The 12,964-nt window shown below is 68.1% G+C and carries 13 protein-coding genes; 9 read left to right on the forward strand and 4 right to left on the reverse strand.

Annotation, left to right across the window (positions count from 1 at the left end; translation table 11 throughout):
• Positions 1-16 precede the first annotated feature (16 nt).
• The 5 genes from ACLQ2Q_RS18405 to ACLQ2Q_RS18425 all read left to right on the forward strand — a co-directional run bounded on the left by ACLQ2Q_RS18405 (position 17) and on the right by ACLQ2Q_RS18425 (position 7,468).
• The gene (locus ACLQ2Q_RS18405) at positions 17-2,293 is read left to right on the forward strand and encodes an ATP-binding protein (RefSeq protein ID WP_425822573.1); all 2,277 of its coding nucleotides are present in this window, start codon (positions 17-19) and stop codon (positions 2,291-2,293) included.
• A complete protein-coding gene (locus ACLQ2Q_RS18410) occupies positions 2,293-2,682 on the forward strand; it encodes a response regulator (protein ID WP_425822575.1) in 390 nt (129 codons plus the stop codon). Before ACLQ2Q_RS18405 ends, ACLQ2Q_RS18410 begins: the two co-directional genes overlap by 1 nt.
• Positions 2,672-3,799 (forward strand): adenylate/guanylate cyclase domain-containing protein, encoded by a 1,128-nt coding sequence (locus tag ACLQ2Q_RS18415; RefSeq protein WP_425822577.1) that lies wholly within the window; start codon positions 2,672-2,674, stop codon positions 3,797-3,799. Before ACLQ2Q_RS18410 ends, ACLQ2Q_RS18415 begins: the two co-directional genes overlap by 11 nt.
• A gap of 4 nt (positions 3,800-3,803) precedes the next feature.
• Positions 3,804-5,393: a peptide ligase PGM1-related protein gene (locus tag ACLQ2Q_RS18420; protein WP_425822579.1), complete on the forward strand. Its 1,590-nt coding sequence runs from the start codon at positions 3,804-3,806 to the stop codon at positions 5,391-5,393.
• A 176-nt stretch (positions 5,394-5,569) separates the two neighbouring features.
• Positions 5,570-7,468, forward strand: coding sequence for a serine/threonine-protein kinase (locus ACLQ2Q_RS18425; protein ID WP_425822581.1), 1,899 nt, complete (start codon positions 5,570-5,572; stop codon positions 7,466-7,468).
• Here ACLQ2Q_RS18425 and ACLQ2Q_RS18430 read toward each other — a convergent pair.
• Together ACLQ2Q_RS18430 and ACLQ2Q_RS18435 are read right to left on the reverse strand one after the other, a co-directional pair.
• On the reverse strand, positions 7,396-7,917 hold the full coding sequence (locus tag ACLQ2Q_RS18430) for a GNAT family N-acetyltransferase (RefSeq protein WP_425822583.1): 522 nt from the start codon (positions 7,915-7,917) through the stop codon (positions 7,396-7,398). The genes ACLQ2Q_RS18425 and ACLQ2Q_RS18430 overlap by 73 nt on opposite strands.
• Before the next feature lie 10 nt (positions 7,918-7,927).
• Entirely contained in the window at positions 7,928-8,572 is a 645-nt protein-coding gene (locus ACLQ2Q_RS18435) for a TetR/AcrR family transcriptional regulator (RefSeq protein ID WP_425822585.1), read from the reverse strand.
• 93 nt (positions 8,573-8,665) lie between these two features.
• Between ACLQ2Q_RS18435 and ACLQ2Q_RS18440 the strand changes: the two genes are divergently transcribed.
• The 4 genes from ACLQ2Q_RS18440 (at position 8,666) to msrA (ending at position 10,569) form a co-directional block, all read left to right on the forward strand.
• Positions 8,666-9,076 (forward strand): DUF1761 domain-containing protein, encoded by a 411-nt coding sequence (locus tag ACLQ2Q_RS18440; RefSeq protein WP_425822587.1) that lies wholly within the window; start codon positions 8,666-8,668, stop codon positions 9,074-9,076.
• A gap of 27 nt (positions 9,077-9,103) precedes the next feature.
• Positions 9,104-9,391 carry a DUF1905 domain-containing protein gene (locus tag ACLQ2Q_RS18445; protein ID WP_425822589.1) on the forward strand — a complete coding sequence of 96 codons (288 nt, stop codon included), beginning with the start codon at positions 9,104-9,106 and terminating at the stop codon, positions 9,389-9,391.
• A 117-nt stretch (positions 9,392-9,508) separates the two neighbouring features.
• Entirely contained in the window at positions 9,509-10,027 is a 519-nt protein-coding gene (msrB, locus tag ACLQ2Q_RS18450) for a peptide-methionine (R)-S-oxide reductase MsrB (protein WP_425822591.1), read from the forward strand.
• On the forward strand, positions 10,024-10,569 hold the full coding sequence (gene msrA / locus ACLQ2Q_RS18455) for a peptide-methionine (S)-S-oxide reductase MsrA (protein ID WP_425822593.1): 546 nt from the start codon (positions 10,024-10,026) through the stop codon (positions 10,567-10,569). The genes msrB and msrA overlap by 4 nt, the downstream gene beginning before the upstream one ends.
• 489 nt (positions 10,570-11,058) lie before the next feature.
• Here msrA and ACLQ2Q_RS18460 read toward each other — a convergent pair whose 3' ends face one another.
• A complete protein-coding gene (locus tag ACLQ2Q_RS18460; protein ID WP_425822595.1) occupies positions 11,059-11,982 on the reverse strand; it encodes a carbohydrate ABC transporter permease in 924 nt (307 codons plus the stop codon).
• A complete protein-coding gene (locus ACLQ2Q_RS18465) occupies positions 11,979-12,923 on the reverse strand; it encodes a carbohydrate ABC transporter permease (protein ID WP_425822886.1) in 945 nt (314 codons plus the stop codon). Before ACLQ2Q_RS18465 ends, ACLQ2Q_RS18460 begins: the two co-directional genes overlap by 4 nt.
• Between the last annotated feature and the right edge of the window lie 41 nt (positions 12,924-12,964).

A 12,964-nucleotide genomic window follows, 5' to 3' on the forward strand; every position in this document is an offset into this window, starting at 1 on the left:
AGAGGAGGCCATGATCATGGGGCGCAGCCAGCAACTCCGCGAGGAGGAACTCCAAAGCCTCCAGCGCGGCTACGGTGATGCCACCGAGCAGTTCGCGGCGATGAACGAGGTCCTCATCGCCCTCGGCCGATCATCGTCAGAGCCGGATGCCGTTCTGCACAGCATCGTGGCAAGCGTCCGGCGCCTCTGCCGGTGCGAGGCCGCGGGCATCTACCTCATCGAGGGAGGCCACCTCGTCCTCTCATCCTCGGTGGGCTTCTCGACCGAATACGTGAGCTACCTTGGCGAACGCCCGTTTCAGCTCGACCGCGCGTCGCTGCTCGGACGGGTCACCCAGGATGGGCAGACCCAGCAGGTGCCCGACGTCCTCGCCGATCCCGAGTACGGACGGCAGGACGTCCAGAAGATCGTGAAGTTCAGAACCGTGATGGCGGCCCCCATGCTGCTGGACGACGAGGTCGTCGGCGCGCTGTCTCTGGTTCGTACGGAAGTGGACCCGTTCGACGATCGTGCGCTCGCGCTGGTGGGCGCGTTCGCGGCGCAGGCCGCGGTCGTCGTGCGCAACGTGCACCTCATCAGCGAGTTGGAAGAGCGTGGAGTCGAGCTTGCCCGCAAGGTGGAGCAGCTCGAGGCTCTCAGTGAGGTCGGCGGCGTCGTCAGCTCCAGCCTCGTCCTCGACGAGGTGCTGTCCAACATCATCATGAACGCCGTGCGCTTCTCCGAATGCGACGGCGGTTCGATCATGGAGTACGACGAAGACGAGCGTTCGTTCTCCGTTCGCACGGCGTATGCGACCAGTCCGGACCTCCTCGCGCGGCTGCGCAAGATCGCGTTCGATGTGGACACCACACTCGTCGGCCGGGCGGCCCTGGCGGGTCACCCCATCGCGGTGCCGGATCTCGGCACCGTGCCGCTGGATCCGCATCTGAGGCTGCTTTTCGACGACGGCTGGCGATCCGTGCTGGCGGTACCGGTGCTTCGAGGCGAGCGGATCATCGGCGCGCTCGTGGTAAGGCGCAAGACGCCCGGCGACTTCCCGGCCGAGATGGTCGAGTTCCTCGAAACATTCGCCAGCCAGTCGGCACTGGCGGTGTGGAACGCCCAGCTGTTCCGGGAGCTCGAAACCAAGACCGCGGAGCTGCAGGTGGCGAGCCAGCACAAGTCCGAGTTCCTCGCCAGCATGTCGCACGAGCTCCGCACACCGCTGAACGCGGTGATCGGCTTCTCGGAGGTGCTGCTCGAGCGGATGTTCGGCGAGCTCAACGAGCGCCAGGACGAGTATCTGCGCGACATCCTCAGCTCGGGGAGACACCTGCTGCAGCTGCTCAACGACATCCTGGACCTGTCCAAGGTGGAGGCCGGGCGGATGGAGCTGGAGCGCTCGACCTTTCCGGTGACGGGGGCGCTGGAGTATGGGATCTCGATGGTGCGTGAACGGGCGGCCGCGCACGGCATCGGAGTGACTCTCGAGGTGGAGGAGGGACTGGTGACCCTCGACTCCGACGAGCTTCGATTCAAGCAGGTGCTGCTCAACCTGCTCAGCAACGCCGTGAAGTTCACTCCGGACGGTGGACGTGTGGCCGTCGTCGCCCGGCGACGCGACGACGACCTGCACGTCACCGTGACGGACAATGGGACCGGCATCCGGCCCGAAGACCGGGAGCGGATCTTCGAATCGTTCCAGCAGGGTCGCCGCGGCGCGCAGAGCGAGGAGGGAACCGGCCTCGGCCTGACCCTCTGCCGGCGGATCGTCGCCCTCCTCGGCGGCACCATGTCGCTGGAGACGGAACTCGGGGTGGGCAGCACCTTCGGATTCACGGTGCCGCTCGCTGACGCGGTCACCGACTCCGGTCGGTCGACGGATGGCACCGCACACCTGCCCGTGGTGATCGTGATCGACGACGATCACGCCTCGCTCGACTTGACAGCCGCGTATCTCGACGGACTCGGCGTTCAGGTGGTGCCTGCCCGCAGCGGGGAAGAAGGGCTGGAGCTGATCCGCGCGCGCTCGCCCAAGGCGGTGGTGCTAGACATCCGCCTTCCAGGGTTGGACGGCTGGGATGTGCTCACCCGATTGCGTGCGGACGACGCCACACGCTCCGTCCCGGTCATCATCGCCTCCATCCTCGACGAGAAGTCGCGCGGGCTCTCGCTCGGGGCCGCGGAATACCTCATCAAACCGATCGGTCGGGAGGCGCTCGTAGGGGCGTTGCGGCGAGTGGGCGGGCTGCCCGAGGAGCCGATACCGGGCCGCGATGGTCGGCACCCCGCTCCGATACCGGGGACGGTCTGATGTCCGGCCACCGCATCCTCGTGGTCGAGGACAACTCGCTCAACCTGAAACTCGTGCGTGACGTCCTGATCGCCTCGGGATTCGAGGTGGTGGCGGCCGGCTCCGGCGAGGAGGCGGTGAGCCTCGCCGAGGGCCGGCCGCCCGACTTGGTGCTGATGGATCTGCAGCTGCCTGGAATCGACGGGTACGAGGCGCTGCGCTTGCTTCGTCAGAATCCGGGGCTCGGAGACGTCCCCGTGATCGCGGTCACGGCGTTCGCCATGAAGGAGGACCGCGAGCGCACGTCTCGCGAGGGCTTCGACGGCTACATCGCCAAGCCGATCAGCGTGCCCGCCCTCACGTCGCAGATCGGCGAGTTCCTGAGCAGGGGGCGGACCCGTGTCCGATGACGACATCACCATTCTCGCCGTGGACGACCTCCCACAGAACCTCCGTCTGCTGGACGCCGTCCTCAGCCCCCGCGGGTATCGTCTGGTCACGGCCTCGTCCGGGGAGGAGGCCCTCGCGATTCTGCCCACCTCCGGAGCCGACCTGGTCCTGCTCGACATCTTGATGCCCGGCATCGACGGGTATGAGGTCTGCCGGCGGATCCGGAGCATGCCCGGCTTCGAATTCCTGCCGGTCGTGATGATCACCGCCAGCGGCGACCAGGAGAAGGTCCGCGCGATCGAAGCGGGCGCGGACGATTTCGTGAGCAAGCCGCTGAACCAGGGGGAACTGCTGGCGCGCGTCGCCTCGCTCGCGCGGGTCAAGCGCTACCAGGACACCATCCAACGGCAGTCGCTCGAACTCGCGGCGTGGAACAGCGAGCTGGAGGGCCGAGTGCGCGCCCAGGTGGAAGAACTCCAGCGGGTGAACCGACTGCGCAGGTTCCTTTCACCGCAGTTGGTGGATCTGGTGATCGACTCCGGAGAGGAAGGCTTCCTGGCCAGTCATCGCCGCGAGATCGTCGTCGTCTTCTGCGACCTCCGCGGCTTCACACCCTTCGCCGAGTCCAGCGAGCCCGAAGAGGTGATGGGGGTGCTCGCGGAGTTCCACGCCGCGCTCGGCGAACTCATCTACCGCTTCGAAGGCACACTCGAGCGGTTCACGGGCGACGGGCTCATGGTCTTCTTCAACGATCCGATCCCCTGCGAGAACCCCGCAGAGCGAGCCGTGACGATGGCCGTGGCGATGCGCCATCGGGTCGCGGAGCTCGCAGGCGGGTGGGCGAGGCGAGGTCACGACCTCGGCTTCGGGATCGGCATCGCGCAGGGATTCGCCACGTTGGGCCGCATCGGGTTCGAGGGGCGCTCCGACTATGCCGCGATAGGCAGCGTCACCAACCTCGCGGCGCGGCTGTGCGTGGCGGCGGGGCCCGGCCAGATCCTCGTCACGCAGCGCGTGTTCTCGGCGACGGAGGAGTTCGTCGTCGCCGAACCGGTCGGCGACCTGGAGCTGCGCGGATTCAGCCGGCCGGTCCGTGCCTTCGATGTCGCCGCCATGACCAGTCGAGCGGGAGGGTGATGACATGACCGCACTCGAGACGACGGAGTCACCCAGCGCGGTGGTCACGCTTTCGGACCTCGACGAGGGAGCCCGCAACCTCAGGTTCCAGCGGTTGCAGGACCGGATGAGCGCCGTATGGGACTCGATGAAGCGGGACCGCGATGATGAGTCCGTGGTGGTCATCCCATCCGTGAGCCTGAATCGCTCGGCCCCGGGGACCGGCAGCATGATGCAGGCCATGGAGGAACGGTCCCTCTTCCTCCTGCTCCTGCTGCGCCAGCCGCGGTTGCGCATGATCTATGTCACCTCGATGCCGATCGATCCGAGGGTCATCGAGTACTACCTCGCCCTGCTGCCGGGCGTCATTCCGAGCCACGCACTCGCCCGGTTGACCACGCTCTCGGTGGGCGACTCCTCGGATCGGCCGCTGAGCGAGAAGCTGCTCGAGCGGCCCCGGATGCTGTCGAAGATCGCGAGGCTGATACCCGACAGGGCGTGCAGCCACCTGATCTACTACAACACGACCGCACGCGAACGGGACATCGCCTTGTCCCTCGGCATCCCGATGTACGGCGCCGATCCCCGACTCGCCGACCTGGGCACCAAGACCGGGTGCCGACGGCTGTTCGGTGAGGTCGGAGTCCGATTCCCACTCGGTGTGGAGGACCTGCACACTGTCGACGATGTGGCCGATGCGATCGATGGGATCCTGACCGCTCGGCCGACCGTGGGGCAGGTCATAGTGAAGCTGAACGACGGTGTCTCGGGGGCCGGGAACGCAGTGGTGGACCTGGATGGCGTCACCGCCGTGCCCCAGCCCGCTCGACGCGCGGCGATCCGGGACCGCGTTCAGCAGATGCAGCTGGAGTCGCCGGACCTGTCGTTCGACGCGTATGTCGCCAAGCTCGAATCGGATGGCGGCATCGTCGAGGAACGGATCGTCGGCGAGGAGCTCGTCAGCCCGAGTGTGCAGCTGCGAATTCGACCCGACGGCGTCGTCGAGCTCCTGTCGACCCACGATCAACTGCTGGGCGGCGCCAGCGGCCAGCGGTATCTCGGCTGCACGTTCCCCGCCGACCAGGCGTACTCACGGCTCATCAGCGGCCCGGCGATGGCGATCGGGGAACGATTGTCCACCGAGGGGGTGCTCGGTCGCTTCGCAGTCGATTTCGTCGTCGTCCGGGATGCCGCAGGCGAGTGGACCGAATACGCCATCGAGCTGAACCTGCGGAAGGGCGGCACGACCCATCCGTTCCTGACCCTCCAGTTCCTGACCGATGGCAGGTACGACGGGCGGTCGGGGCTGTTCCTGACCCCCGAGGGGGCCGTGAAGCACCTGGCGGCGACGGATCATCTCGAGGCCGATGAACTGCGGGCGATCTCGATCGGCGACCTCTTCGACGTGGTGGCCCGGCACGGCCTGCACTTCGACCAGTCCCGGCAGGTCGGCATCGTCTTTCACATGATCAGCTCGATCACAGAGCACGGCCGAGTGGGGATGACCGCCGTCGGCGACACCCCCGAGCAGGCCGTGCGGCTGTACGACCGGGCCCGAGAGCTGCTGCTTGCAGAAGCTCGAGCCGCAGGCCAGGAGCGCGCCCTCCCCGATTGAGGGAAGCTTCTGCTTCGGCTCCATCGCCGGTGTCGGCGGAGTGCGGACTCCCTCTGAGATCGACGCGATCGCGGCGTAGAAGCGCTCCTTCCACAGTCCGCGCCGTCGCGCAAGCCCGTGAGCCGCAGCCCCGGCGGGCGTAGCGTTCTCCGCAGGTCAGCAGGGGAGGCCGACCAATGAGTACTCCGACTACGCTCATCGCCGATCGGTATCGACTGGTGAAGATGCTCGGCGCGGGCGGAATGGGCATCGTCTGGCAGGCGTGGGACGAACGACTGCATCGACCGGTGGCACTCAAGATGCTGCGCACCCAGCCCGAGCTCACCGACCGCGAACGTCAGCTCGCGACGGATCGAGCCATGCGCGAGGCGCGGATCAGCGCCGGGTTGCACCATCCGCACGCGGTGACGGTGTTCGACGTCGTGGAGCACGAGGGGCAGCCCTGCATCGTGATGCAGCTCATCGAGTCGACACCGCTTTCGGACCTGCTTCGCGAGCACGGGACGCTCACTCCCGCGGAGACGGCAAGAATCGGAGCTGAGATCGGGTCGGCGCTGGCGGCGGCGCACAAGATGCGGATCGTGCACAGGGACGTCAAACCCGGGAACATCCTCATCACCGAGGATGGGTCGGCGATGATCAGCGACTTCGGCATCTCGCACGCCCTCGGCGACGCGACCATCACCGCGACCGGCATGATCCACGGCACGCCGGCCTACCTGGCGCCGGAGGTCGCCCGTGGCCAGCCTTCGAGCTTCGCGTCGGATGTGTTCTCGCTCGGTTCGACCCTCTACGCGATGCTGGAGGGCTCTCCCCCCTTCGGTGCCGACAAGAACGCCATCGCGCTCCTGCACAGGGTTGCGCGCGGCGGCTATCCGCCGCCCAAGCACGCGGGGTCGCTCGGCCCCCTGCTCTATGAGATGCTCGCGACCAACCCGAAGCGGCGGCCCACGATGGCGTCGATCGCCGCGACGCTGAAGGAGCTTCAGGAGCCGAGGCTCCCGGGGCAGACGCCGTTCCCCTCGGCTGTTCCGATCGAAGACGTCCCGACGCAGCCCATCGGCGGGGATCCGGCTCCGCCGCCGGCGATCCCGGCGGTCGATGCCGCGGCGCCGGCGATCCCGATCGCCCCTGCCGCGGCGCCGGCGATCGGCCCGCCCACGCCGGCGACGGTCCCGGTGGCGGATGCCGCCGCGTCGGCGATCGACTCACCTGGGCCGCTGACGATCCCGGTCGTGGATGCCGCGGCATCCCGCACGCAACAGCAGTCGATCACGCGGCCGACCGTGCCCGCAGATGGGCAGACGCTGCCGGCACCAGCGGGGCAGGACACGACCGGGAAGACGATTCCGGTGGATCAGCCCACGCGCTACGAACCTCCGACGGCCGAGACCGAGCCGCTCGGTCCGCCCGCCTCCGGACCACCGACAGGCCCGCTCGCGACATCCGTGCCCCCTCCCAAGAGCGCCCCTTCGGCCCCGGCCCCGAAACGTCGTCGGCGCGTCGGCGTCGTCGTCGGTGCGCTCGTGCTGATCGGCGCACTGGTGGTAGGCGCCGTGAGCCTCTTCCCCGTCCTCCTGCCGGATGCCGGCCAGGAGGCTGCTCCCCGCGTGAGCCAGAGCCCGGGTGGCGGGCAGACGTCGACCGCTCCCTCTCCCTCGGAGACCGAAGCGGCCGACTCCCCTTCGGCGGCGCCCAGCCCCAGCGCCCCGCCCTCGGAGGAAGAGGAGCCGGAACCGCCCCCGCCGACGGCCGAGGAACGGGTGATCGGCACGGTGACCGGCTACTACGGGATGCTGCCCGGTGATCTCGACAGCGCGTGGCCGCTGATGACCGCGGACTACCAGCAGAATCACGCGGGAGGTCGCGGGGGATACGAGGCGTTCTGGGGCGCGATCGCCGACGTCGAGGTCGCCGATGTCACCGTGCCCGCGCCCGATCGGGCCCAGGCGACGCTCACCTACTACTACCGCGACGGCCGAGTGGTGCAGGAGGTGACGGCCTACCGGTTCGTCGAAGAGGGCGGCGTGCTGAAGATCGCCGAGACCGATGTGCTGAGCAGCTCGCGGCTGTAATAGAAGGCGCGCTCGTCCGAATCCGGGTCCGTATTGCTGAACCCATGGCGCTCGTAGAACCGCTGGGCGTCGACATCGCCCTCGTCGACGTTGATCTCGATCGCGCTGACGCCGTCGGTCGTCGCGTCCGCGAGCAGTCGCTCGATGAGCGCGCCGCCGATGCCTCGGCTCCGCAGCTCCGGCACCACATACAGCTCGTCGAGCAGGGCGACGGGACCCTCGTACCAGACGTTCGGCCTCAGCGTCACGACGGCGATGCCGACAGGGGGTTCGCCTGCGAGCAGCACCCAGGTGACCGCACCCGAGAGGAGCGTGTGCAGGCGGTCGGAGAGCACCTGCACGCCGGGAGTCGCCGCCTCGAACTCGGTGTTGAAGTCGTGCAGGAGCCGGGCGGCGGCCGGGGCATCAGCCGGAGTGGCCCTCCGCACCGAGCGGTCTTTCGAACCCATGCCGCTCATGCTAGCTGCGGGGCCCGAAGCGCGCGAGGAAGGTCGCGACGGCCTCGTCGGCGATGCGATCGAGCTCCGCGGGCGGGACGTGTTCGGCGCCCGCCTGCAGGGTCAGCCGGTTGAGGGGAGCCGCGATCGCCAGCCACGTGAACTGCTCCGCAGCGGTACGCGGCGCATCGGTCGCGATCGCCCCGCGCTCCGCGAGGCGGCGAAAGGCGTGGGCGAGGGTGTCCAGGTTGCGGTCCCAGCTTCTCGCGACGTAATCGCGGGCGACTTCGGGGAACAGGGGCGCTTCGGCGGCGACGAGCGTGCGCATCTGGAGCACGGGGGTGCTCAGGATCGCCGCCTGCAGCACGCGCGCGAATTCCCGGAGGGCGGCTGGGGTGTCCGGCGCCGCCGCCAGCACCTCGGTGTGAGGACGCATGGCATCGCGACCGCGATCGACCCAGTCGGTGACCACCGCGGCGTAGAGCACGCCCTTGGACGGAAACTCCCGGTAGAGCGAGTTCTTGGAGATCCGTGCGGCGGCGGCCACGGCATCCATCGTCGTGCGGGCATAGCCATGCCGGAGGAACTCCGCCCGCGCGATGGCAAGCAGCTCCGCGCCGTCGCTGCCGCGAGGGCGGCCTCGTCGTGCGGTCGCTTCACCGCCCATCGTGCACCCCCTTCAGTACTTGACAGTACTGATTTGTCGACGTACTGTGTAAAAGATACAGTACGGTACTTAATACGACCGAGGGGGCCCGGCATGTGGGCAGTCGGATTGGCGATCTCGGCGGTCGTCGCCTTCATCCTCAGCTCCGCGTACTACGCGCTGGCGCCGCGGCGCGTGCGCGCGGGCCCAAACGACCAATCCGTCCCAGCCGGATCCGCAGACGCCGGATCCGCCGACGAGCGCACGCGGCCATGGCAGATCGCCGTCGAGTTCGTGCGCAGCGCGCTCGTGGCCGGTCTGATGACTGGTCTCCTGCTGGCCGCCGACTGGAGCGGGCCTGCGGCCGGTGCACTGCTCGGGCTCGCGCTGTGGGTGCTGCCGCTCGTGCTGCTCGCCGGATCCGTGGTCTGGGAGAAGGTGCCGGTGCGTTCGGCGCTGCTGCACGCGGGGGACTGGCTCCTCAAGCTCGTCGCCATCGGAGCGATCGTCGGTCTCTTCGTCTGACAGATCGTCGCTGTAGAAAGGAAAGCCATGTCCCAGACACCCCGTCCGCTCGACATCACCTTCACCGCAACCCTCGGCAAGGTGCGAGAGGGAGACACCTGGACGTGCGTGCAGCTTCCCGGTTCCGCCGAGATCTTCGGCACGCGGGGGCTCGTCAAGGTCGCCGGCACCATCGACGACCAGCCCTTCCGCGGAGCTTTCATGGCGCTCGGCGACGGCACGCACAAGCTGCCGGTGACCGCCGCCATCCGGCGTGCGATCGGAAAGGGCGATGGCGACGACGTGATCGTGCGCCTCACAGAGCGGATCAGCTGAGGCCGGCGAGGGCGGAAGAACTCACGGCGCGCTCACAGCCACCGCGGAACAGCCGTGCCCCGGCATCCGTTCTCTTCAGTGGCGCTGCAGCCAGCCGCGCCATACAAGGGAGAAAACGTGTCACAGGACTACCGCAAGACTCCGGAGGCGCTCGCGCGCCTCACCCCGAACCAGTACCGGGTCACCCAGGAGGAGGCCACAGAGCCGGCCTTCCGCAACGAGTACTGGAACAACCACGAGCCGGGCCTCTACGTCGACGTCGTCTCGGGTCAGCCGCTGTTCTCGTCGACCGACAAGTACGACAGCCGCTCGGGGTGGCCGAGTTTCACGCGGCCGCTCGCGCCCGATGCGGTCACCGAGAAGGTCGACCGTACGCTATGGATGAAGCGCACGGAGGTGCGCTCGGCGGGCGCCGACAGTCATCTCGGGCACGTGTTCGATGATGGACCCGCGGATGCCGGCGGCCTGCGCTACTGCATGAACTCGGCGGCGCTGCGATTCGTGCCCGCAGCAGAGCTCGAGGCGCAAGGCTATGGGGAGTACCGAAAGCTGTTCCCGCAGTCGACGAGCACAGTCACCACGAACACGGACACCACGAACACAGACACCACGAACAACGAGGAGCGCGCATCATGACCGACGACGGAAGCATCACCCGCACCCCAGGAACCGAGACCGCCGTTCTGGCGGGCGGCTGTTTCTGGGGCATGGAGGACCTGATCCGCCGGCAGCCGGGCGTGCTCGACACGCGGGTCGGCTACACGGGCGGACGCAACGAGCACGCCACGTACCGCAATCACCCCGGCCACGCGGAGGCGGTGGAGATCGTCTTCGACCCCGCGAAGACCTCGTACCGCGACATCCTCGCGTTCTTCTTCCAGATCCACGACCCGTCGACGCTCAACCGGCAGGGCAACGACATCGGATCGAGCTACCGCTCGGCCATCTTCCCGCTCAGCCCCGAGCAGGAGCAGGTCGCGCGCGACACGATCGCCGATGTGGATGCCTCGGGCCTCTGGCCCGCGAAGGCGGTCACCACCATCGAGCCGGCGGGCCCGTTCTGGCAGGCCGAGCCCGAGCACCAGGACTACCTGATCAAGTACCCCAACGGATACACGTGCCACTTCCCGCGCGCCGGTTGGGTGCTGCCCAAGCGCCAGGAGTCCGCGGCGGTTTAGTCCGGCGCCGGGGTCCGTTCCCCGGCGGTCTGGTTCGGCGTCCGGGCGTCCGATGGCCGAGAGTTGTACGGCCTTGATCCGGATGCGGCCCCGCGCGACCGGTTCGGGAGGAGATCTGGCTTCGGGAGGATGAATCTGCGGGCAATCCGTCCTCCGGGCCCGGATCTCCTCCCGAAGGACCGCGCCCCGTCACTTCCTGTGGCGCCCGAACGGCCGCGCGCGACCCGGTTCGGGAGGAGATCTGGCTTCGGGAGGATGAATCCCCGGGCAACCGTCCTCCGGAGCCGGGATGTCCTCCCGAAGCACCGCGCCCCGCGACTTCCTCTGGCGCCCGAACGGCCGCGCGCGACCCGGTTCGGGAGGAGATCTGGGTTTGGGAGGATCGATCCCAGGGAGTCGGTCCTCCGGAGCCGGGATCTCCTCCCGAGGCACCGCGTCAGTGCCGCGCTCCCGAAGCGCCGCGCCCCGGAAGCACCGCGCCCGCGTGCCTCAGCCCTTGACGCTGCCCGCGGCGAGCCCCGACTGCCAGTAGCGCTGAAGGAAGAGGAACGCGATGATCAGCGGAAGGATCGAGACGAACGACCCCGTGATGACCGTGGAGAACAAGGCCTGCGTTCCACCGCCGGCGGACGCGGCCGCCTGAAGCTGCGCGAGACCCACCGTGATCGGGTACAGCTCAGAGGTGTTCAGCATGATCAGCGGCAGGAAGTAGTTGTTCCAGGTCGCGACGAGCGAGAACAGGAAAACGGTCACGAGGCCGGGCCCGAGCAGCCGCAGGCCGACCTGCCAGAAGATGCGGAACTCGCCGGCGCCGTCGACGCGCGCGGCCTCGATGAGGGTGTCGGGGATCGCGTCCGCTGCGTAGACCCGCATGAGGTAGACGCCGAACGGGCTGACCAGCGACGGGATGATGACGGCCCACGGGGTGTCCGTGAGCCCCGCCTGCGAGAAAAGCAGGTACGTCGGCAGCGCCAGGGCGGTCAGCGGGATCATCACCGCGCCGAGTGTCGCGCTGAAGAGAACCTTCTTCCCCGGGAAGTCGTACTTGGCGAACGCGTAGCCGGCCATCGTCGCCAGGAGCGTGGCCCCGACTGCCGAGACCACCGAGTACACCAGGGTGTTCAGCATCCATCGGATGAAGATCCCGCCGCGGATCGTGAACAGCGTCTGCAGGTTCTCCCAGAGTGAGAACTCCGGGGCGAACCACATGCCGAAGGTGGAGAAGAGCGCCGAATTGTCCTTGGTCGACGACACGAACAGCCACCACAGCGGCAGCACGAAGTAGAGCACGAGCAGCCAGAGCAGCACGGTCAGCAGCAGGCTGCGGCGCTTCTCGGGGGCGTAGCGACGGGCGGGGCGGCGTCGGCCGGTGCCCGCGCCGGTGACCAGTGTGCGCGTCTCTGTCGTGGTCATGACATGCCCCTCTCGCGACGCTCGCGCCGTTGCTCGCCGAGCTGCACGATGTACGACACGATCGCGATGACGAGCCCCAGCAGGAAGGCGACCGCGGCCGCGTAGTTCAGCTCCTGGTTGATGAACGCGAGGTTGTAGGCGTAGTAGTTCGGGGTGAAGGCGTTGGAGATCGCGTCCGGGGCGATCGCGTTGAGCAGGCTCGGCTCTGCGAAGAGCTGGAACGAGCCGATCACCGAGAAGATCACGGTGAGCAGGATCGCGGGCCGGATGGCGGGGATCTTGACGCTCCACGCCAGACGGAACTGGCCGGCACCGTCGATCTCGGCTGCCTCGTACAGCTCCGACGGGATCGACCGCAGGGCCGCGTACATGATGATCATGTTGTAGCCGACGAACTCCCACGTGACGATGTTCATCATCGAGCCCAGGATGTTCTGGGGCGAGAGGAAGTCCGGAGTCCCGAGTCCGACGGAGCGGGCGATCTGGGCGATCGGTCCGAAGTCGGCTCCGTACAGGTAGCCCCACATCAGCGTCGCGACGACGGCGGGCACGGCGTACGGCATGAAGACGAGCAGCCGGATGGCTTTCGAGCCGCGGGCGCGGGCGGTGTCGAGCGCGAGGGCGAGGAACAGGGCCAGGCCGAGCATGATCGGCACCTGGATGACGAAGAACAGCCCCACGCGGCCGAGGCTGGCGAGGAACTGAGGATCGCTGAGCGCGCGCGCGTAGCTCGCAAGACCCGCGAAGACCTCGCCGCCGATGAGCTTGCTCTCGAAAAGGCTGAGGTAGCCGGAGTACACGAGCGGCACGACGAGCATCGTGAGGAAGACGACGAAGAAGGGGAGAAGGAAGAGGTAGGCGGCCAGGTACTGCTTGCGTTTGGTGGGACTCGTGTGACGCTTCGGCTTCGCTGGTCTGGAGGGACGCTCGACGGTGAGCATCGGTGACTGCGACACGGGGGCTCCTTCAATCGATGGATGCG

Source organism: Microbacterium sp. DT81.1, from assembly GCF_049844955.1.
GTDB lineage: Bacteria > Actinomycetota > Actinomycetes > Actinomycetales > Microbacteriaceae > Microbacterium.